Origin of the sequence: Pseudomonas edaphica, from assembly GCF_965277385.1 — a bacterium.
GTDB classification, from domain to species: Bacteria; Pseudomonadota; Gammaproteobacteria; order Pseudomonadales; family Pseudomonadaceae; genus Aquipseudomonas; species Aquipseudomonas edaphica.
This window is the reverse complement of the sequence record NZ_OZ255725.1, coordinates 5,929,059-5,948,587: the sequence shown is the minus strand read 5'-3', so window position 1 is coordinate 5,948,587 and position 19,529 is coordinate 5,929,059. Positions and strand designations below refer to the sequence as shown.

Genomic DNA, 19,529 nt, shown 5'->3' with positions numbered 1-19,529 from the left:
TGAGCGAACAATAGAACCATGGAAAAATCCGAGATCGAAGGGCTGTGGACCCATATTCACTGGTTGTCGGTGCTCGAAGAGCAAGGCACCTACACCGCCGCCGCCGCGCGTCTGGGGGTGAGCAAGTCGGCGGTCAGCCAGCGCATCTCGGACCTGGAAAAGGCCACCGGCACCCGCCTGGTCACCCGCACCACGCGCAGTGTGCGGCTTACCGATGCGGGGCTGTCGTTGACCCGCGAAGTGCGCAGCGCCTACGAACATATCGCCCGCAGTTTCTCGTCGGTGCGCGACTCGGCCGGAGAGATTCGCGGGCTGGTGCGCCTCACCGCGCCGGTGGCGTTTGCCCGGCAGCAGTTGGTGCCGCATCTGTCGGAATTCCTGCAGCAATACCCGCAAGTGCGTATTCAACTGGACGTGTCGGATGCCCTGAGTTCACTGACAGCCGAAGGTTACGACCTGGCGGTGCGCCACGGTTTCCAGGTGCCAGAAACCCACGTGGCCTGGAAGTTGTGCGACACCGGCTCGGTGCTGGTCGCCACCCAGGACTACCTGCAGCGTCATGGCGAACCCCGCGAGCCCAACGACCTCAGTGCCCACAACTGCCTCTACTACCCACGCGGCGCCGACCAGCCGGCCTGGACATTCGAGCGCGGCGGCAAAAAAGTCGAACGCGTCACCGTGCCCATCGCCGGCAGTTTTTCCACCAACAACAGCGAAGCCCTGCGCGACTCTGCGCTCAACCACCTGGGCATCGCCCTGCTCCCGGATTTCAGCGCACAAGCGGCGCTGGCCAGCGGCACGTTGGTGCAAGTGCTCAAGGGCTGGACACTCAAGGGCGCATTTGCCGATGAGATCTACTTGATCCGCCCGTATTCACCGCATGTGCCGAAGTCAGTGAGTGCGTTGGTAGGGTACCTGAAGGACAAACTGTCGGATGGGTTTAGGTTTGTGGGATGAGGCGAGGTTGCGCGAATAAATCAGCGCCATTAAGCGTGGCGCTTATAGCCAACAGGTATTGATAACTGTGAATTATACCAGGCGTATTGTTTATGCCTGGCACTTACTATTTGTAGCGCACACCTAACCCGGTTTAATACCTTGAAGGCACCATGAGCATTATAGATTTCGACTCAGCAGTGGAAGGGGTCAAACAATTATTAAATCGTCCAGCCAACGATGAACTTCTTGAACTGTATGGGTTATACAAACAATCCACAGCGGGTGACAATGACTCTACAAGGCCTGGCTTCACTGATTTTGCAGGAAAAGCTAAATGGGATGCTTGGAACAAACTAAAAGGTACCCCACAACGTGAGGCCCAAGAAAAGTATATCGAATTAGCGAATAGCCTGATCAACCGAGAGCGCACCTCATAAGGGTCGGCCACCACGCTCAATTGCAGTGAAATGCTCACCAACCCCGAACGGGCGAAGATCCTGGCGGTGTGGCATTTGCTGGAGCTGGCCCGCACCACGATGGATCGCTCTATCGAGTGCCTGAAACCCGCAAAAGCAATGGCTTAAACACGGTCAAAAATGTGGGAGCTGGCTTGCCTGCGATGGCGGTATATCTGTACCTGATTTTCTAACTGATACACCGTTATCGCAGGCAAGCCAGCTCCCACATTAGATCTGTGGCTGCTGCTCCAGGTGGCTGATCAGTCGGTGGCCTTTCGACATGGTTTGTAAAGGGCCAGCAAGGCGCGTCCCTTTTAATTGCAGGACGTTTCCTAGACAATCCCTGCCGCCTTGTGCCTGTTGGAATCGATGGCTAGTCTGCGATCCGTCACTGCTCATCAGTGATCGGGTTTAGTCGCCCGGTTTCAGAACAGGCGCATCGTCCTCCGAAGTTTATGGTGGCTGTGCGCAGGGCGCCTTCGGGCGCGCCGGGTTCCTGTTCTGACCGGTCGACTAACCTGCGTACAGCCGCCACCCTCGTTTAGTCGCGAAGCGTGTCGGCTCCTTGACCAGACAGGTACTAAACGATGAAGAAAATTGTTCCCGACCCACCCCGCAATTGCGCCAAAGACCGCGCCGCCTTCAACCGCGCCCTCGACCATTACCTGCCCACCCCCGGCGTTCACAGCGTGATCGAAGACCTGAGCTTTGAAGACGCCTTGCTCTACACCGCCAGCCTGCTCGACAGCGCTTCGGCCACCACGCTCAATTGCAGTGAAATGCTCGCCAGCCCCGAACGCGCGAAGATCCTGGCGGTGTGGCATTTGCTGGAGCTTGCCCGCACCACGGTGGATCGCTCTATCGAGTGCCTGAAACCTGCAAAAGCAATGGCTTAAACACGGTCAAAAATGTGGAAGCTGGCTTGCCTGCGATGGCGGTGTATCTGTACCTGATTTTCTAACTTATACACCGCTATCGCAGGCAAGCCAGCTCCCACAATTGACCATCGTCGCACCCACTAAACGGAATAGTTCTCGACAACTACGCGCGCATAAACTTGTTATAGCCAGCCGCAATAATTCACATAACAAACCTCACGATTTTGTAATCAACTTGTTACTTGCAGCGCTCATCACCAACAGCTTCTTGACGCCGACAAAAAAGCCATACAACTAATTGTAAATATTGGAAAATTATCGCCATCCACTCTCCACCCAAACGCCATTTTTTAACGCCCTCTCGCACAAACTTGCAAATCAACCACAACCGGCTAAGTTCATGAATACCGTGAAAGCCATCAGCCATTACGCACAAAACCTGCCAGCCAGGTGAGGGGTTTTATTGCTCTAAAAACGGCGCAAACACAGACACGGAACTTAAGTCTCAATACTCAAAAGGGATGCTTTGATGAAGCGCAGCCGGTGGTATCGTGCATGCTCGAAAAAGGCGCCAGCCGAACATTTTTGGCTGTCATTGGTGTGCTTTTCTGCGCTGGTGATTGCCAGCTTTCTGTTGTTTGAACAACAGATCCAAGACTTCCTGATTCACCTCAACCTGTACCAACCGTCCTCGCCTGCCCAGGCGTTCAACCTGGCACTGCTGCTGGTCGCCCTGCTCGCGCTGGACGTGGTGCTGCCGGTGCCGTCGAGCATGGTGGCGTTGCTGGCGGTGGCCATGCTCGGCAGCATTGGCGGTTACCTGGTGATTTTTATCGGTCTGTGCCTGGGTGCAGGCTTGGGGTATGTGTTGGGCGCCGGTTATTTTCGTTTGCTGTCCGGCCGCCTTGGCTTGCATCAGCGCTCGCCCGAGCAGTTGGCGTACCGCTTGGGCACGCTGTCGTTGATTTGCCTGCGCGGTGTACCGGTGCTGGCGGAAACCTCGGTGGTGGCCGCCGGGATGCAGCGCTACCCGCTGCGGGCCTTTTTGCTGATCACCACTTTGGCCAATGCCGGCCTGGCGCTGGCCTATACGGCCATCGGCACCTTCCTGATCGAGCAGAATTCATTGCTGGTCACGGTGCTGGCCAGCATGGTGTTGCCGCTGGCGTTTGTGGCGATTTACAGCCTGCTCAAACGCAAGCCAAGTGGGGATCAGCCTCTGCGTGGGCGGTTCACGGTCGCTTATGACTACCCGGTGATCTTCACCGACCACCTGTTCGACCCGCACAACCCATGCTTGCACCAGCAACTCACCGCAGCGCACAGCGGCCAGGTGACAGTGATGGTGTTCGCCGACGAGCAACTACTGCACAGCGCGCCCGCGTTGCGCGACCAGATCGACGCCTACTTCGCGGCCCATGCCGATCTGCAGTTGCTCGCCGCGCCCATCGCCGTACCGGCCGGTGAATTGAGTAAAACCTCAGAGGTGTTGCAGCAGCTCTACAGCGACATGCTGCAACACGGCCTGGACCGGCATTGCTACGTGCTCGCCCTGGGCGGCGGCGCGGTGCTGGATTCGGTGGGTTACGCCTGCGCGACCTTCCACCGCGGCATCCGGCTGATCCGCATCCCCAGCACAGTGCTGGCCCAGAACGATGCCGGTATCGGCGTCAAAAACGGCATCAATGCCTTTGGCCAGAAGAACCTGCTCGGCGCGTTCTACCCCGCCACCGCAGTGATCAACGACTTCCAGTTGCTCACCAGCCTCACCCGCCGCGACCAGATCGCCGGGCTGGCCGAGGCGGTGAAAGTGGCGCTGATCAAGGACGCCGCGTTCTTCGAGTGGATGGAAGCCAATGCCAGCGCCCTCGCCCACTTCGACCACGCGGCCAGCCGCTACGCGATTCGCCGTTGCGCCGAGCTGCACCTGGGGCATATCACCGGCGCCGGTGACCCGTTCGAGCGCGGTAACGGCCGCCCGCTGGATTATGGGCATTGGGCCGCGCACAAACTGGAAAACCTTAGCCACCACCGGCTGCGCCATGGCGAAGCAGTAGCCGTGGGCATGGCGCTGGATGGGCTTTACGCGAACGCACTGGGTCTGTTGAGCGATTCCGAAACTGAGCGGGTGATGAGCCTGCTGCACACGTTGGGCTTCAACCTGTGCCCGCCGGAACTGAGTGTGACCGACGCACAGGGCCGCTCACCGCTGTTGCTCGGCCTGGAGGAATTTCGCCAGCACTTGGGCGGGCAACTGTCGATCCCCATGCTCACCTGCATCGGCCAATCGGTGGACCTGCATGCAATCGACAGCGCAAAAATGCAAACGGCGCTGCAACGGCTGGCGGCCCACAGCAGCCCGGCACTGGCGGCCACCGAGGGCTACGCGCGATGAGCCCGATGAAAACCTGGATGACCCTCGGCCGCGTGTCCAACCTGCCGACGGTGTGGACCAACACCCTGGCCGCCGCCCTGCTCGCCAGCAGTGCCGGGGCCCTGGCGCCGCCCTCCTCGCTGGTGTGGGTGCTGCTGTTGACCACCTTGTCGCTGCTGTACCTGGCCGGCATGTTCTTGAATGACCTGCTGGATGCCGACTGGGACGAGCAACACCACAACCCGCGCCCCATTACCCTGGGACTTGCCAGCCGTCAGCAAGTCGGCCTGGCCACAACCTTGCTGCTGGTACTCGCGGCAGCGGCGGTGCTGGGCCTGAGCCGCTTGATCGACACGCCGCATTGGTTGCTCGGCGGCGTGGTGCTGCTGGTGGGCTGCATCTTCGGCTACAACCTGCTGCACAAAAAATATGCGCACAGCGTGTGGCTGATGGGCGCCTGCCGCTCGGCGCTGTACCTCACCGCCGCCGCCAGCCTGGCGGTGCCGCCGGAGCCGATCTGGCTGTGCGCGATGCTGCTTGGCGTGTACATCAGCGGCCTGACCTACCTGGCCCGCCAGGAGCACCGCAACCAACTGATCAGCCGCCTGCCGCTGCTGTTGATGCTCAGCCCGCTGGCCCTGGCGCTCTACTCCAACAACCTGTGGTTCTGGCCGGTATTGCTGCTGTGGCTGGGCTGGTTGGGCTGGCATTACTGGAAACACCTGGCCCACCCGCAACAGCGCCAGGTGCGCGCGTTTATCGGCGCAGGTTTGGCCGCGCTGCCGTTGTTCGATGCACTGGTGCTGGCGGTGGCCAATCAGCCATTGGGCAGCCTGGTGTGTGTGCTGGTGTTTTTCCTGCTTCCCCACTTTCAGCGTTGGATCAAGCCGACATGAACATGCGCCCGGATAACCTCGCCGACCTTCGCTTGAGCCTCACTCAACAGCTGGATGCCACGCAACTGCATTGGTGGTTGCAGGCACATGCACAGCTTGAAGAACAACCGCATGCCGCCACCGCGGCGCTGCTGAGCGGCCAGTGCAAACGCCAGTTGCCTGCCGCCGTTGTCGCGCCAGCCCGGGCACTGGTGATAGCCAAGGCGCTGGAACACACGCCGGCAGACGATCAACTGCCGCTGCTGCGCCAACTGTTCCTGTGGGGCGATGACCAGGAAAAAATCGCCCTGCTCAGCGCCCTCGACTGGCTCGACCGCGACGGGATGTGCCTGGAACTGGCGTTGCAGGCCGGACGCACCAGTAACCCGCAGGTGTTTGCCGCGCTCGCTCTCGACACCGCCTACCCATCACGTCATTACCCGGAACGCGCCTTTCACCAGTTGGTGCTCAAGGCGCTCGGCATGGGCCTCGACATCGGGCGCCTGGTGAACCTGGCGCAACACCACAGCGTGACCCTCAACCAGCTCGCCCTCGACCTGCTCGACGAACAGCTCGCGGCCTCGCGCACCGTCTCCCCTGGTTTGCCCAAAGCCATCGCCTTTGACCTGCTCAGCCCGGCGCAACTACAGCGCTTGCGCGGCCTGCGCCTGCCGCCCGAATGGCACGCCTACCTGAACTGATGCACATCGCCTTCCCTTGACGAGGATTCACCATGCTCAAGTACTTCGATCCGCATATCCATATGGTCAGCCGCACCACCGACGACTACCAGAACATGGCCGCCGCCGGCATCACCGGGGTCATCGAACCGGCGTTCTGGCAGGGCCAGGCGCGCACCAGCCTGGGCAGTTTCGTCGACTATTTCGACACGCTGCTGGGTTGGGAACGCTTTCGCGCGAGCATGTTCGGCATCCACCACTTCTGCACCATCGGCCTGAACCCCAAGGAGGCCAATGACCTGTCGATTGCCAATGAAGTGCTGGAGATTCTGCCGCGTTACCTGGTCAAGGATGGTGTGGTGGCGGTGGGTGAAATCGGCTACGACGACATCACCCCCGAAGAGGACCGCTTCCTCGCCGCGCAACTGGAACTGGCCAAGCAATTCAACCTGCCGGTGCTGGTGCACACGCCGCACCGTGACAAGATCGGCGGCACCAAACGCACCCTCGCCGTGATCCGCGAAGTGGGGATTGCCGAACACCTGGTGATCATCGACCACCTCAACGAACTGACCTTGCCGCTGGTGCTCGACAGCGACTGCTGGCGCGGCCATTCGATCTACCCCAACACCAAGATGTCGGAGCAGCGCATGGTCGCGTTGCTGCAGGAATACGGCACCGAAAAAATGGTGGTCAACAGCGCGGCGGACTGGGGCATCAGCGACCCGCTCAAGGTGCCCAAGACCGGCCAGGCGATGCTCGCGGCCGGCTTCAGTGCAGCCCAGGTGGAACAGGTGCTGTTCCATAACCCGGTGGATTTTTTTGCCCAGAGCGGCCAACTCGACAAGGCCCTGGTGAGCACGCCGCTGCCCATCGACCAACGCAAGCAATGGCAAGAAAACTCGGCCCTGCGTGGCCAGGACCCGGTGGTCAAATGAACGCCGCCAAGGGCTGGGCGGCCAGCCAGATCGGCTATTGCAGCAATGTACACCCGGCACGCGACCTGGCCGGGCTGCGCGCCTCCATCACCGAGCATTTTCAGGGCGTGCGCACCTTGCGCGGGCTGGCCCAACAAGACAGCGGCCTGTGGATCTGCGCCCAGGCGGCGGCGCAATTACAGCACGCCCCGGCGCGCACGCAGTTTGTGCAGTTACTCAAGCAAAGCGGCGTGCGCCTGACCTCACTGAACGGTTTTCCCTATGGCGACTTCCACCAGGGCGCGGTGAAGGCCCAGGTGTATTTGCCCAGTTGGGCCGACCCGCAACGGCTGGCTTACAGCCTGGACCTGGCGCGCATCCTTGCCCACGCCCTGCCCGACGATTGCCGCCAAGGGGTAATTTCCACGGTGCCGCTGGGCTATGCCGCAACCTGGAGCAAAGCGCGGCAACTGCGCGCCGATGAACACCTCAGCCAACTCACAGCCGCACTTGCCACGCTGCACCACAAAACCGGCAAGAAAATTGTGTTCTGCCTGGAGATGGAGCCCGACTGTGTGCTGGAAAACACCGAGCAGACCCTCGCATTCTTCCAGCACCGGCAGGCCATGGACCCGAACCATGCCTACCTGGCGCTGTGTTTTGATGTGTGCCACCAAGCGGTGATGTTCGAGGATTGTTATCAATCCCTGGAACGGCTGCGTGCCGCCGGCGTGCCGGTGGGCAAGGTCCAGCTGTCCAATGCGATGATCTGCCACTTGCCGCCCGACGATGCCGTTCGTCGCGAAGCCGTGCTCGACACCCTCGCAAGCTTTGCCGAAGCCACCTACCTGCACCAGGTCAAGGCACTCGATGCACAGGGCCGTCGCGTGGCCTGGGCCGATCTGCCGGCGGCATTGCAAGGTTGCACCGGGTTCAACGAACTGCGCATTCACTTCCATATCCCGCTGTTCAGCGAACACTTGCTGTTGCCCGAGCTGCGCGGCAGCCAGGCGGCCCTGGCCCAGACCTTCGACTACCTGGCCGCCCACACTGAGTTCCGCCCGGTGCTCGAGGTGGAAACCTACAGCTGGGGCGTGTTGCCCGCGCAACTGCGGCCCACCACGCAACAGGCGCAGCTGGAAGGCATCGCCGCCGAGCTGCGTTGGGTCGAGAGCCAATTGCGCCAGCGCAACCTGCTGCAAACCCTGATGCAGGAGGCGTATGCCGATGCGCTCTGAGCAACCGCTGCTGCTGATCAATGTGGTCGGGCTGACGCCGTCGCTGCTGGGCGAGGCGACGCCGCAGATCAACGCGCTGCTCAAGACCGCCAAGATGGCCAGCCTGCAACCGGTGTTCCCTGCCGTGACGTCCACGGTGCAGGCCTCGATCCTCACCGGCGCGCCGCCGTCGCAGCATGGGATCGTCGGCAATGGCTGGTACTTTCGCGACCAGGCCGAAGTGCGTTTCTGGCTGCAACCCAATGCGCTGATCCAGGGCGAAAAGGTCTGGCACACCCTCAAGCGTGAAATGCCGGGCTTTCGCTGCAGCCAGTTGTTCTGGTGGTACAACATGTACGCCGATGTGGACGCCTCCATCACACCGCGCCCGCATTACCCGGCCGACGGGCGCAAGCAATTTGGCCTGTATTCGTCGCCGCCCGGTTTGCATGAGCAGATCGAGGCGCAGATTGGCGAGTTCCCGTTCCATGGTTTTTGGGGGCCGGCAGCGAGCATCGCGTCGAGCCGCTGGATTGTCGAGTGCGCCATGGCCGAGTTCCAGATCAGCCGGCCGCACCTGCAATTGATCTACCTGCCGCACCTTGATTACAGCTTGCAGCGCGTGGGGCCTGAGCACCCGTCGATTGCTGATGAAGTGCGCGCCATCGACCACGAAGTCGGGCGTTTGCTGGCCTTCGCCGAGGCCCAGGGCGCGGCGGTGATGCTGCTGTCTGAGTATGGCATCGAAGCCGTCGCGCAGTCGGTGTCGATCAACCGCGTGCTGCGCGCCGAAGGCCTGTTGCAGGTGCGCCAATCCTTGAGCTGGGAACTGCTCGACCCCGGCGCCAGCGCGGCATTTGCGGTGGCGGACCATCAGGTTGCGCATGTCTACGTAAAGCACGCGCAAGACATCCCGCGGGTCAAAGCCCTGTTGCAGCGCCAGCCCGGCATCGAGCAGGTGCTGGACAAAGCCGAACAACGCGTTTGGCAGCTCGACCATCCACGCAGCGGCGAGCTGGTGGCCGTGGCCGCCGCCGGGTTCTGGTTCGATTACTACTACTGGCTGGACGAACGCAAAGCGCCGGATTTTGCGCGCACCGTGGACATTCACCGCAAGCCCGGCTACGACCCGGTCGAGTTGTTTATCGACCCGGCCATTCGCTTGCCCAAGCTCAAAGTGGCGCGCCGCCTGCTGCAAAAAAAACTCGGTTTTCGCTACTACATGGACCTGATCCCACTGGACACAGGGTTAGTCCGTGGCAGCCATGGTCGTCTGCCCGGCAGTGCGCAGACCGGCCCGCTGCTGATCACCAATTGCGACCTGGCGTTGCCGCAACAACTGGCGGCGACGGCAGTCAAGCAACTGCTCCTGGAGCACTTCCTGGGGCGCCCTCACCTCGAACTGGCGAATGCCAAGGAGCTTTCATGCGGCGAGCCTTATCTATAACGGTCCTGAGCGCACTGGCCGGATTGGCCCAGGCACAGGACACCACCCCCTTCGATTGCAGCAACTTTCTGCAGTTTGGAGGCAATCTCGACGCCACCCGGGCCGCCTTCACCCAAGGCCCCGACACCCTCGCCTGGAACTGGTTTGCCTGCCTGAACCAGCCTGCCGGCGCGCAAAGCCCTGACCGGGTCTGGGAAACCCTCAAACCGTCGGACCAGGTCTACCTGCCTAACGGCGCCCAACCGCTGCCGTATGGCCAAAGCGTGCCGCCACCCGCCGCCGTGCTGAGCCAGGCCCAGGCGATGGGCATGAACCCCAACCGAATCTTGCATAACCTCAACGCCACGCAACAGGTGGACGGGCTGATCCTGCAAATGGGCGGCCAGGTGCCGGCAGCCGAGAAAGGCCAGCCGGTGCGCTTCCAACTGCTGATGGGCCAGGACACGTTCGAATACATCGTGCAGCAGAAGGTCTACAACGTGAACGGCCAGGCCGCACTCACCAGCGACCTGAACTTCCCCTCCACCGCCTGGGAGCTGAAAGCCGCGTGGCTGTGGATCGGTAACGACACGGCCTACCAGCAACAACTGGCCAGCCAGGGTTACTACATTGCCCAGGCCTACTACCAGCAGGGCAAGCAGTATCAGGTTGGCTATGCCGCGCTGAGCGGCTTGCATGTGATCAACAAGCTGAACCCCGATTGGGTGTGGACCACCTTCGAAAACCGTAACAACAGCCAGTACACGGTGACCAACGCCGCACCCGCCGCGCCGATGACCAACAGCACCGGGCCAACAGCGGCGGCGCAGCCGGTGAACGCCACCTTCCAGGCTCAATACCCGGCATTGGCGCAGTACGAGCTGATCGGCGTGCAATCCAACACCACGCCAACGTTACTGGCCAACTCCCAACTGGAATCGGCGTTCCAAAGTGAATCTTCCTGCTTTGCCTGCCATGGCACCGCGGCCTATTCGCCCAAGCAGGGCTACTTCAATTTCGCCTTGAACAAAGACGGCGGCATCGTCTACCCCACCGCACCGCTGCCCGCCTCCGACTTTGTCGGCTACCACAAACTGGACTTTGTCTGGTCGCTCAAACGCGCCCAGTGGCAACGTTAAGGAGCCTCACATGAGCGTCTTGAATTTCCCGCGTATCTACCTGGGCGGCCATATGTTCTGGAACCCGCCGACGGCCAACAACAACGACATGTACCCGCTGTACGATGCGGTAAAAATGCAGATGAACTGGCCGTTCTTGAAGGCCTTCGACATCACGCCACTGAATGCCGCCAGCACCTTGCTGCCCTGGACCATCGCCCCGCTGCCGCCCGCCAGCGTGCCCGACTACGTGATGCAGGTGCCAGGCAATGCCGGGCAGTTGACCACGCCAATGATCCCTGGCGAGTGGAACCTGTTCGGCGACAATGCCTGCGGCACCGTGAGCTACAACCAGACCCAGTCGGTGATCACCGGCGGCGAGTTGCCCGACGGTGGCTACGTGGACCAGGACCCGCTGATCAACCAGAGCTTCCAGTTGCTCGGCAACCCCTTCGGCGGTGCCCCCAGCTCGCCGGCGCGCTTTGTCGACGTGAGCCCCTGGCAGAACACTTTTACCACGCTGTACTTCGACAAGCTGGTGCTGGGCAATGCCGAGTGCGGCCTGACGCTCAATCGCCAGTTCCGCATGCTCGACCGTTTCCTCAACTTCAACTGGGCCAACCTCGGTGGCCTGGCCTACGTGACCACCACCTGGCAAACCTGTTTCCCCAAAGAGAACCTGGAATGGGTGATCGGCAATTCCGCCTTGCTGCAAAACCTGCAGACCCAGATGGCGCAACAAAATGCCAAGGGGCTGATGTTTCGTTTTTCGACCTACCTGACGTGCTACGACAAGAACGGCATCCTCAACAACTACCCGCCGATCGACACCCACTCCTCCAGCGCGGCGGCCCAGGCCCAGGTGCAGGCCATGTACCAACAGGGGCTGGATAACGTCGGCGATATCTTCTTCAACCCGGCCTATAGCCGCACGGTCGGCACCCTGGGCCTGTGGCTCGACGATGAGTTCCCCACCGCCCCCGCCGGCCGGCGCCTGGTACCGACCGGTGCAGTGCCCATCTACAAGACCTCGCCGGGCACGGCCACCCAGGCGCAGCTCGGGGTGATCTCGGCGCAGGCCCACGACAACACCCTGTCGCTGGACCTGGGCAATGCCTTCCCGTTCTACCCGATCGACAAGACGGCCGACATCCCGGTCGCGGCCAAATTCCAGGCCGGCAATTACCAGATCGGCATCCGCCAGGGCACGCAATTCAGCCCGCTGGCCAGTTTTGGTTATGACGATTATCAACAGGCGGCCTTCGACAAACGCTCGGGCATCCTCGACCTGCCGCTGGGCGTGGACGCCCAGGCACTCCTGCAAACCGGCACCCTGGAACTGCAACAGCCCGGCACCACGCCCGTGATCGCCGCGACCCAGCAGATGTGGACCGCCGAAGTCGTCGAGAGCGCGAGCTTTATCGACGTGGGCGACACCAAAACCCTGCAGGTGATGGTGCAATACGACGGCCTCCCCGCGCCTGCCGGCACCACGTTGTGGGTGGCCGAATACGGCAATGCCTACATGCTGTGTACCACCGACTACTACCTGGCCTTCAGCAACGCGGCGAACTTCACGCTGTTCAACAACGACCCGGCCAACCCGGCGAATAACAGCGCCAATTGGCCGCAATTTCAAGGCGCAACCACGCTGCGCAGCCACGTGACCGAGGGCACCGGCCGCCAATTGATGGCCACGCGGCTGGCGGTGTCGGCCGATCAAATGACGCCGGTGACCTACCAGGAATTTTTACCGACGCCTGCCGCCGTCGCCTTAAGCCCGACGCTCACGTTCGCCAACCCGATCGCCATGCAAGGCACCTTGCAAGACCCGCTCAACAGTACGGTGCAATACAGCCTGGCGAAGATCCAGACCGACGCCAACGGCATCGCCAACCTGACCGTCACCGCCCAGGCGCCGGGTTTTCCGACCTTGCGTTTCTTTGTGCAGGAAGGTCAGCAGGCACCGGCGATCCCGTTCAGCTTCCCGCTGCCCACGGCCTTCACCGACTTCCTCGCGCCGCTGCGGGTGCTGCCGCTGGAACCGCAGTTGCAGCAGAACTTCGTCAACGCCTGGAACCTGATTTATCAGCGCGAAAACGCCGGCCAGCTGATCTGGGAGACCTTCATCTACCCCTTCATCCTGCAGCCGTTTTATTACCTGTACCCGATCATGAGCAAGTTCATGCCGCTCAACTCCTTGTCGCGCATTGAGGGCGCGGTGGACCAACTGATTGTGTTGATCAGCAAGCCCTATCAGGAAGAAAGCACCCTGGCGATGCCCATTACGCGAGACATGCCGCAAAGCCGTCGAGCCGTACTGGAGTTGTGGGCGCAAGCCTTGGTGAAACGCAACTACCCGCCCGTGCAATTGAGCATGAGCGACTACCACTAAGCCACACGCAGGAGCGCCGGGTGGCCTGACGGCTGCCCGGCACCTCACAGGAGTGTCCTATGAACACCAGCCTTTTGAGCCGACTGTTGCTGCTGCTTGTGCTGCTCAGCCCCGCCGCGTTTGCCGCCGACGACAGCGGCGCCGTGTACTTCACCAATGGTGTACACAACAGCGAAGGGTGCAACGAGCAGAACGGCAACTGCATCGCCAAACGCGCGCCAGGCGAGCCGTCCGATCCGTTTTTCCCGGCGCAATGGATCAGCGACTGGACGATGTACCGGGTCATGAACAACTACGCGAAAAACCCGCCGCCCTATAGCAATCCACCCTCGACCCTCACACCTGCCGACTACACGGTCTCGCGCGGGACGAGCTACTACGACACCACGTATATCCCGCCGGATGGCGACGGCTTCGGCGCGATGATGGAGCACTACGAGAAGTACTGCCTGCCGATCTTCCCGATCAAGAACAACAACTACACCTGCTCGTTCGTGTCCCTGGGCAACAAGGCGTACTTTTTGACTTACCCGCAGGACCGCCCGAAAGACATGCCGGCCTGCTGCATGTTTTCGCCGATGAACCACCCACCGCGCCAGGACTTTATCGAGCACCTGCCCTACAGCGCCGAGCGCAGCAAAAACCTCAACGCCAGCGTGCAGGCCTATGCCCTGGACCTGCAATCACCGTCGGGGCCGATCCTGTTTGGTTATGCCTTCAACAAGCGCCAGACAGGCGCACCACCCTACCGTTCGCCGCAGTCGTTCTTCTTTTCCGGGGACACCAGCGTGGCCAATGCGCCGATCGTGAGCCAGAACTACACCAACTTCCGTATCGCCAAACCCGACCCCAGACAGACCTGGGACCAAGTGGCTGCGATGTGCCCGTCCAACCCGCCGCCTTGCCAGCTGTTCGAGCCGCCGGCGTCCCAGAGCAACGGCCATAAGGCGCAATGGAACCAGTTGATGCAGCGTAAGCCTTGAGGAAAATCATCATGAAAACACTACTGAGTGTGATGCTGCTGGGGCTGGTCAGCCTGCCGGCCCTGGCGCGCGAAGCACCGCAGCCGTCGACGCTGGCCACGCAGCTCAACTGCCAGCCACCCACCAGCGCACCCGCCGCGAATGCGCCGCAGGACCAGTTCGATCAATACAGCTGGCAGATGTTCGTCGCCCTGAACTGGCCGGCCCAGGACGGGCAGCGTGGCACGCCCAACTGCAACAAACAGCCTGGGGATTCTGGCTACACCGTGTGGCAGACCTACAAGACCGTCAGTGAGATCTTCCTGCCGGGCGCCGCCAACCCTGGGCCGTGGAACAGCCCGCTGACGGCCCGCAGCCTGGGCATCATTAATATCGCTGCGTTGAAGAACAGTTCGCTGGTCAACTCCATCGACCAGGCGGTCGGTGGCTGGCTGATCGACCAGGCGGGCAACCCGACCTACTACGATATCTCGGCCAACCAGGCGTCCTATAACTACATTGTCGGCAACCGCTTCTACAACGCGAATGTGGTGTCCAAAGCCAATAACATCAGCTTCCCCAATGGGGTGATCGAGATCAAATCGAGCTGGCGTATCCTCACGCCCAGGGACAACGCCAGCCATTACCTGACGCAGATTGCGCGCGTGGCCACCTTCAACAGCCAGGGCCAACGCACCGGGGTGACCGAGGCGTATCTGGGGCTGGTGGGCCTGCATATCATTACCAAGGTCAATGGCTACCCGCAGTGGATCTGGTCGACCTTCGAGCAGATCGAAAACGTGCCGCCCAAGGCCAAGGTCAATGGCCAGTGGGTCGATCAGCCGGTGTCCGGTACGGCGTATTCCTACTACACCCCGTTGGCCCCGGCCGCCACGCTCAACCAGTCGCCGTGCAACTGGCAGACCCAGGGCACGCAACTGGTCTGTGTGCCCAAGCCCGGCACCACATTCAAGACGCCGAACCCGCTTAACCGCGTAACGCCGATTGCCGACGCCACAGGCTGGGTGAATGCCAGTTACCAGGCCAACCCCGGCCTGCAACGCAGCGTTTTGAAGTACTACCAGTTGATCACCACCCAGCGCCCGCTGATGCCCAACAACCCGAGCAACCCACTGGGCCAGCCGACACCGTCGCTCTCGGCCAACGTGACCATGGAGAGTTATATCCAGCCCAACAGCAGCTGCATGAATTGCCATTCCATGGCCACGCCGGTGAAGAGCCCGTTCAAGTCTGACTTCTCGTACCTGTTCAAATTTGCCAACCCGCCCGTCACCCCACACGCCACGGACAAGGAATAGACCATGAGCATCCTCAATGGACCACGACTGAATTTCTGGGGCGGCATCCGCACCGACGTGAGCTTGCCGAACAACTCACCGACCATCCCGTTCAATGGCAACCCGAAATGGCCGCTGTTCGACCTGACCACCTCGACCCTGGCGCCGGGTGCGCAGTCTTATACCGATGACCAACTGAACAACATGATCAACGCGCCGGCCGGCAACTACTACACCGCCGGCGGCTGGAACCACTATGGTCAGCATGTGGTGGACATGCAGAACGCCTTGATCAGTTCCCAAGGTGTGCCGGGCAACATAAGCACCACCGGCGACCTGATTGGCCAGCCGGTGTACCTGCTCGGTTCGGTAGACCCCGTGACCGGCCAAGGCCCGGTCTCCGGCCCGATGATGGTGGACCTGGACCCCAGCGCCTCGACTACCACGCAGATCTTTGTCGGTGGCCTGCAAATTGGTGGCAACAACAATATCCAGCTGCTGATCCGCAACAATGCGGTGTGCAGCAGTTACGACGTGACCGGCCGCGTGCTCGACCCGGCAAAAATGGACGCACCGGGCTCGTTCCATGCCAGTGGCACGTTCCAGTTGACCTTCCCGCTGAGCAGTATTGTCAGCTGGAACCAGAACAGCGCCGGCCTCAAGGCGATTATCCAGGCGCCGGGGGCGACGGGCATTGTCTTGCGGTTTGTGATGTTCGAGATGTGCCCGCAGATGACCACGGCGCAGTTGGACGCCGATTACGCCGCCGGTAAATACACGCCTAACCCGAGCATCGGCCGGGTGATCGGCACCCTGGCCCCGGCGTTTGCCGGCGAACTGCCGGGCTGCCAGCCGGGCCGCCAGATAGTCAACCAGGCCACGGGCAACGCCGCCTATGCGGCGCTGGGCAACAACGGTTTGCTGAGCCTCGATATGGTCAACGTCATCCCCAAGCAAACCTTCCGCGCCGTGCGCGATGACATCACCAGCCCCATCGGGCCGAATGCCAATTACGGGCCGGTGACCATTGCCACCGGTGCCGCGCCGCTGACGACACTCAATCCCACCGCCAGCCCGCTGGTCAATTACTACGTGTATGGCGGTATCGTTGACCTGCCCCTGAATACCAGCCAACAGCAAGCCGTGAGGACCACGGCGCTGAACATCACCGCCCCCAATGCAGTGAACGGTAAAAAACTCAACGCCACCGAAGCGACGTACCGGGTGTATGCCGACCAGCGCAATGTGTACCTGGAGGACTACCCCACTGGTTTGACCATCACCTTGCGCGTCAGCTACCTGGGCGGACCAGTGCCCAACGCCACCAAGGTGAGCCTCGCAGCCAGCGCGCCGGGGGCTTACGATCAAAAGCAGTATTTTGACTTCCTTAACTTCCCCACGTCTCTGACCGTGAATGCCGGGCAACAGACGGTGAGCTTCCCGGTCACGCTCAAAAGCGGCAGTGCCGGCCAGGCCGGTTTTGTCGCGCTGACCTGCACGGCCAACGGCGTGGACGATGGCGCCTTCTTCACCAACTTGCGCAAATACGCCCAGACTGATTTCGGCATAGCCAAGGGCAGCACCATCACCTGGGCACAGGTTTACCCGAACGTGTTGCGCTTTCACTACCTGGCCTTCCCCGCCATGTCGCGCTACGTACCGCTCAACCAGCCCGACGCGATCATGGGCGCCAAAAACGCGATTTTGGCGCGCACCTCGGACGCCTACAAAGGCACCACGCTGTTCATGCCGGTCGTGCGCTCGATGTCGCCGGCCCAGCGTGCGTTGCTGCGCGCCTACCTCACTGGCAGCCCATGGCAGCCGCCGCAATAGGAGCACACCCGATGACCTTGCATATCCCGGCGCAGCCCATTGAGGCGCTGCACCCCAGCACACTGATTGCCGATGGCCTGCTCAACCCGCGCGGCCTGTGCCTGCAAGACGATGACAGCCTGTTGTTGGTCGAAGCTGGCTCCGGCCTGGCGGACCAACCTTTCAGCGGCCGCATCAGCCGCTTGCAACCCGACCCTGCGCGGCCTGGCGAATATTTGCCCGGCGAAGTCATTGCCCAAGGCTTTCGCAGCATGAACATGCAGGCGCGCATGCTGCGCGATGAAATCATGGGCGTATCGGACATCGCCTGCGGTGAGGGGCGTTGCCTGGCCAGCCTCACCGATTATGTGGGTGGCTCGCAACTGCTCGACCTGCAATACAACCCGCCTGAGCCGGTGTTCCACAGTCGGGGCAATTTGAATGCGCTGTGCTACCACCCCACCCGCCACAGCTGGCTGGCGGTAAAACCTGATACCAATCAACTGGTGGAGTTCACACAAGGCAGGGACGAACGGGTGCTTGCGCAACTGCCGGAACTCGATCAGGGCCAGGAAGCCGTGCCCGTGACCCTGGTGTACGAACCGCAGACGGATGCAGTGTTGATCAGCCTGTTCTCTGGCGAGCTGCACGGCGACCCGGCGCGCAAGGGCATCGACTTTGCCGACTTTGCCGGCCAAGTGATCCGCGTGCACCCGGCCACCGGGCAGATGGAAGTGGTGATACGCGGCCTGCAATTGCCCACGGGCCTGGCGTTGTGCCCGCGCGGCAGGCTGCTGGTGCTGGAGCTGTGCAGCCACCTGCAACAACCGCTGCTGCCGGACTGGAGCGGCGAGCCGCTGCACGGCGGTTTTACCCGATTCAGTGGGCGTTTGCTGCGTTGCAACCTGCACACCCGGGAAGTCGAAGTACTGGTGCGCGGCCTGGATACGCCGTCCAACTTATGTGTGGTACAGGACGCCGTGCTGATCAGCGAAGGCATGGGCCTGGCCGGGCGGCCAATCCCCACGCCCTACAACACAGTGGTGCCATTGAGCGGCAAGATAAGGCGGGTGCCGCTTTGAAACCATGCCCTACGCAGTCAAGCAAGTCGAATCAGAAATCGAGCTGAAGAAAAGCAACCCGTGGCGAGCAGGCTTGCCCTGCGTTGGGCTGCGCAGCAGCCCCAGCCCGCTGTAACTGGCTCACCGAGTCGCCTGATTTGGGGCGGCTTCGCCACCCAACGCAGGGCAAGCCTGCTCGCCACAGTGACAGTGTTCGTCCTTGATTAAAGGGTATCGCGGGTTATTCAAAGACCTTGAAAGCGCTGGCTCTGAAAGCGGCTTTATACCGCGTCCTCCAACAGCAAAACGGTCGCAGGCCCGGCACGAAACGACGGATTGTGTTGGGCCGCTGCGACCATATGAGGGGCGACATGGTGGGCGTCCAATGCAGCCTTTGAAGCCCATTTTTCGATGAGGACAAAGCTGTCGGGGTTGCCCACCACGGGATGCAAATCATAGTTCAGGCACCCGTGCTCGGCCCGCACCTTAGGTGCCAGCGCCTGAAACGCTGCCAACTGCTGCAAGCCCTTGCCGGGCTGGGTATTGATCATCACGACAAGCCGCACTTCATTTGGCATGAACACACCGTCACTTAGGCTGGATAAGGAAGCAGCACAGTACTTGAGCGTGATGCCTGGGTGCAAAAAACATAATTCACATGCAGATTTCACGCGGTTTTCACAGTGGCGCGCCTAGCCTGAACTCAGCTCCTAAGTGAACACCTTTTAAGCCCGCGCCCCCATCGTGGGCTTTTCTTTGTCTGGTGTGCTGAGACAACCCTGCGCGCTTATGGGCCAGACAAAGTGGCGTAGTGTGTGACGGGTCAGCGCGTACCCCCACTACCCTGCATTAGCTGGCGCAGCCCGATACCCGGTGAACGTACATCCTTAGCGAATAACGACCGGCCAGCCTGCAATTTCAATATCAAGCAAGCCGTCACGCCATCGGTGCTTTTCCAGCCGGCCGAGGATAGGCTTCGCGCAGAGAATAGTGCGCAAACCAAGATCGCCGACAGCCGCTTTAAAAATGCAATACCTAAATTCTAAATAAAGTATTTCAAGACTTTACAAGGCCCGCAGGCTTTGTTAAAACATTGGAAATTAATTAACTTGAAGGGAG

General features: G+C 61.2%; 16 protein-coding genes and 1 pseudogene. 16 read left to right on the top strand and 1 reads right to left on the bottom strand.

Going from position 1 to position 19,529, the window contains the following annotated elements:
* Nucleotides 1-18: 18 nt before the first annotated feature.
* The 16 genes and pseudogenes from ACQY47_RS27145 to ACQY47_RS27070 all read left to right on the top strand — a co-directional run bounded on the left by ACQY47_RS27145 (nucleotide 19) and on the right by ACQY47_RS27070 (nucleotide 18,431).
* Nucleotides 19-957: a LysR family transcriptional regulator gene (locus ACQY47_RS27145; protein WP_428553466.1), complete on the top strand. Its 939-nt coding sequence runs from the start codon at nucleotides 19-21 to the stop codon at nucleotides 955-957.
* A 152-nt stretch (nucleotides 958-1,109) separates the two neighbouring features.
* Nucleotides 1,110-1,376 carry an acyl-CoA-binding protein gene (locus tag ACQY47_RS27140; protein WP_428553463.1) on the top strand — a complete coding sequence of 89 codons (267 nt, stop codon included), beginning with the start codon at nucleotides 1,110-1,112 and terminating at the stop codon, nucleotides 1,374-1,376.
* Nucleotides 1,377-1,379: 3 nt separating this feature from the next.
* Nucleotides 1,380-1,523, top strand: a pseudogene (locus ACQY47_RS27135) (DUF6124 family protein); the annotation flags it as partial.
* A gap of 461 nt (nucleotides 1,524-1,984) precedes the next feature.
* Nucleotides 1,985-2,293 (top strand): DUF6124 family protein, encoded by a 309-nt coding sequence (locus tag ACQY47_RS27130; RefSeq protein ID WP_056861838.1) that lies wholly within the window; start codon nucleotides 1,985-1,987, stop codon nucleotides 2,291-2,293.
* 511 nt (nucleotides 2,294-2,804) lie between these two features.
* Nucleotides 2,805-4,670 (top strand): 3-dehydroquinate synthase, encoded by a 1,866-nt coding sequence (locus ACQY47_RS27125; RefSeq protein ID WP_428553460.1) that lies wholly within the window; start codon nucleotides 2,805-2,807, stop codon nucleotides 4,668-4,670.
* A 5-nt stretch (nucleotides 4,671-4,675) separates the two neighbouring features.
* The gene (locus tag ACQY47_RS27120) at nucleotides 4,676-5,545 is read left to right on the top strand and encodes a UbiA family prenyltransferase (RefSeq protein WP_186617701.1); all 870 of its coding nucleotides are present in this window, start codon (nucleotides 4,676-4,678) and stop codon (nucleotides 5,543-5,545) included.
* A complete protein-coding gene (locus tag ACQY47_RS27115; RefSeq protein ID WP_428553457.1) occupies nucleotides 5,542-6,225 on the top strand; it encodes an EboA domain-containing protein in 684 nt (227 codons plus the stop codon). Before ACQY47_RS27120 ends, ACQY47_RS27115 begins: the two co-directional genes overlap by 4 nt.
* Before the next feature lie 32 nt (nucleotides 6,226-6,257).
* Complete coding sequence (locus ACQY47_RS27110; protein WP_099547919.1) at nucleotides 6,258-7,142, top strand: TatD family hydrolase; 885 nt, start codon at nucleotides 6,258-6,260, stop codon at nucleotides 7,140-7,142.
* On the top strand, nucleotides 7,139-8,359 hold the full coding sequence (eboE, locus tag ACQY47_RS27105) for a metabolite traffic protein EboE (RefSeq protein WP_428553453.1): 1,221 nt from the start codon (nucleotides 7,139-7,141) through the stop codon (nucleotides 8,357-8,359). The genes ACQY47_RS27110 and eboE overlap by 4 nt, the downstream gene beginning before the upstream one ends.
* Nucleotides 8,349-9,785 (top strand): alkaline phosphatase family protein, encoded by a 1,437-nt coding sequence (locus tag ACQY47_RS27100; protein ID WP_428557398.1) that lies wholly within the window; start codon nucleotides 8,349-8,351, stop codon nucleotides 9,783-9,785. Before eboE ends, ACQY47_RS27100 begins: the two co-directional genes overlap by 11 nt.
* Nucleotides 9,764-10,903: a hypothetical protein gene (locus tag ACQY47_RS27095; RefSeq protein ID WP_428553450.1), complete on the top strand. Its 1,140-nt coding sequence runs from the start codon at nucleotides 9,764-9,766 to the stop codon at nucleotides 10,901-10,903. The genes ACQY47_RS27100 and ACQY47_RS27095 overlap by 22 nt, the downstream gene beginning before the upstream one ends.
* 10 nt (nucleotides 10,904-10,913) lie before the next feature.
* Entirely contained in the window at nucleotides 10,914-13,277 is a 2,364-nt protein-coding gene (locus ACQY47_RS27090) for a hypothetical protein (RefSeq protein WP_428553447.1), read from the top strand.
* Between the two features lie 59 nt (nucleotides 13,278-13,336).
* A complete protein-coding gene (locus ACQY47_RS27085) occupies nucleotides 13,337-14,260 on the top strand; it encodes a hypothetical protein (RefSeq protein WP_017136544.1) in 924 nt (307 codons plus the stop codon).
* Between the two features lie 11 nt (nucleotides 14,261-14,271).
* Entirely contained in the window at nucleotides 14,272-15,558 is a 1,287-nt protein-coding gene (locus ACQY47_RS27080; protein ID WP_428553444.1) for a hypothetical protein, read from the top strand.
* 3 nt (nucleotides 15,559-15,561) lie between these two features.
* Nucleotides 15,562-17,370, top strand: a complete 1,809-nt coding sequence (locus tag ACQY47_RS27075; protein ID WP_428553441.1) for a hypothetical protein — start codon at nucleotides 15,562-15,564, stop codon at nucleotides 17,368-17,370.
* 11 nt (nucleotides 17,371-17,381) lie between these two features.
* The gene (locus tag ACQY47_RS27070) at nucleotides 17,382-18,431 is read left to right on the top strand and encodes a hypothetical protein (RefSeq protein WP_428553438.1); all 1,050 of its coding nucleotides are present in this window, start codon (nucleotides 17,382-17,384) and stop codon (nucleotides 18,429-18,431) included.
* Between the two features lie 260 nt (nucleotides 18,432-18,691).
* Here ACQY47_RS27070 and ACQY47_RS27065 read toward each other — a convergent pair whose 3' ends face one another.
* Nucleotides 18,692-18,988 carry a putative quinol monooxygenase gene (locus ACQY47_RS27065; RefSeq protein WP_428553435.1) on the bottom strand — a complete coding sequence of 99 codons (297 nt, stop codon included), beginning with the start codon at nucleotides 18,986-18,988 and terminating at the stop codon, nucleotides 18,692-18,694.
* Between the last annotated feature and the right edge of the window lie 541 nt (nucleotides 18,989-19,529).

Excerpts from the sequence above, each read along its gene's own strand:
- ACQY47_RS27115 (WP_428553457.1), top strand. The coding sequence starts at position 5,542 with ATGAACATGCGCCCGGATAACCTCGCCGACCTTCGCTTGAGCCTCACT.
- ACQY47_RS27140 (WP_428553463.1), top strand. The coding sequence starts at position 1,110 with ATGAGCATTATAGATTTCGACTCAGCAGTGGAAGGGGTCAAACAATTA.
- ACQY47_RS27145 (WP_428553466.1), top strand. The coding sequence starts at position 19 with ATGGAAAAATCCGAGATCGAAGGGCTGTGGACCCATATTCACTGGTTG.
- ACQY47_RS27070 (WP_428553438.1), top strand. The coding sequence starts at position 17,382 with ATGACCTTGCATATCCCGGCGCAGCCCATTGAGGCGCTGCACCCCAGC.
- ACQY47_RS27085 (WP_017136544.1), top strand. The coding sequence starts at position 13,337 with ATGAACACCAGCCTTTTGAGCCGACTGTTGCTGCTGCTTGTGCTGCTC.
- ACQY47_RS27110 (WP_099547919.1), top strand. The coding sequence starts at position 6,258 with ATGCTCAAGTACTTCGATCCGCATATCCATATGGTCAGCCGCACCACC.
- ACQY47_RS27100 (WP_428557398.1), top strand. The coding sequence starts at position 8,349 with ATGCGCTCTGAGCAACCGCTGCTGCTGATCAATGTGGTCGGGCTGACG.
- ACQY47_RS27065 (WP_428553435.1), bottom strand. The coding sequence starts at position 18,988 with ATGCCAAATGAAGTGCGGCTTGTCGTGATGATCAATACCCAGCCCGGC.
- ACQY47_RS27125 (WP_428553460.1), top strand. The coding sequence starts at position 2,805 with ATGAAGCGCAGCCGGTGGTATCGTGCATGCTCGAAAAAGGCGCCAGCC.
- ACQY47_RS27080 (WP_428553444.1), top strand. The coding sequence starts at position 14,272 with ATGAAAACACTACTGAGTGTGATGCTGCTGGGGCTGGTCAGCCTGCCG.
- ACQY47_RS27120 (WP_186617701.1), top strand. The coding sequence starts at position 4,676 with ATGAAAACCTGGATGACCCTCGGCCGCGTGTCCAACCTGCCGACGGTG.
- ACQY47_RS27130 (WP_056861838.1), top strand. The coding sequence starts at position 1,985 with ATGAAGAAAATTGTTCCCGACCCACCCCGCAATTGCGCCAAAGACCGC.
- eboE (WP_428553453.1), top strand. The coding sequence starts at position 7,139 with ATGAACGCCGCCAAGGGCTGGGCGGCCAGCCAGATCGGCTATTGCAGC.
- ACQY47_RS27095 (WP_428553450.1), top strand. The coding sequence starts at position 9,764 with ATGCGGCGAGCCTTATCTATAACGGTCCTGAGCGCACTGGCCGGATTG.
- ACQY47_RS27090 (WP_428553447.1), top strand. The coding sequence starts at position 10,914 with ATGAGCGTCTTGAATTTCCCGCGTATCTACCTGGGCGGCCATATGTTC.
- ACQY47_RS27075 (WP_428553441.1), top strand. The coding sequence starts at position 15,562 with ATGAGCATCCTCAATGGACCACGACTGAATTTCTGGGGCGGCATCCGC.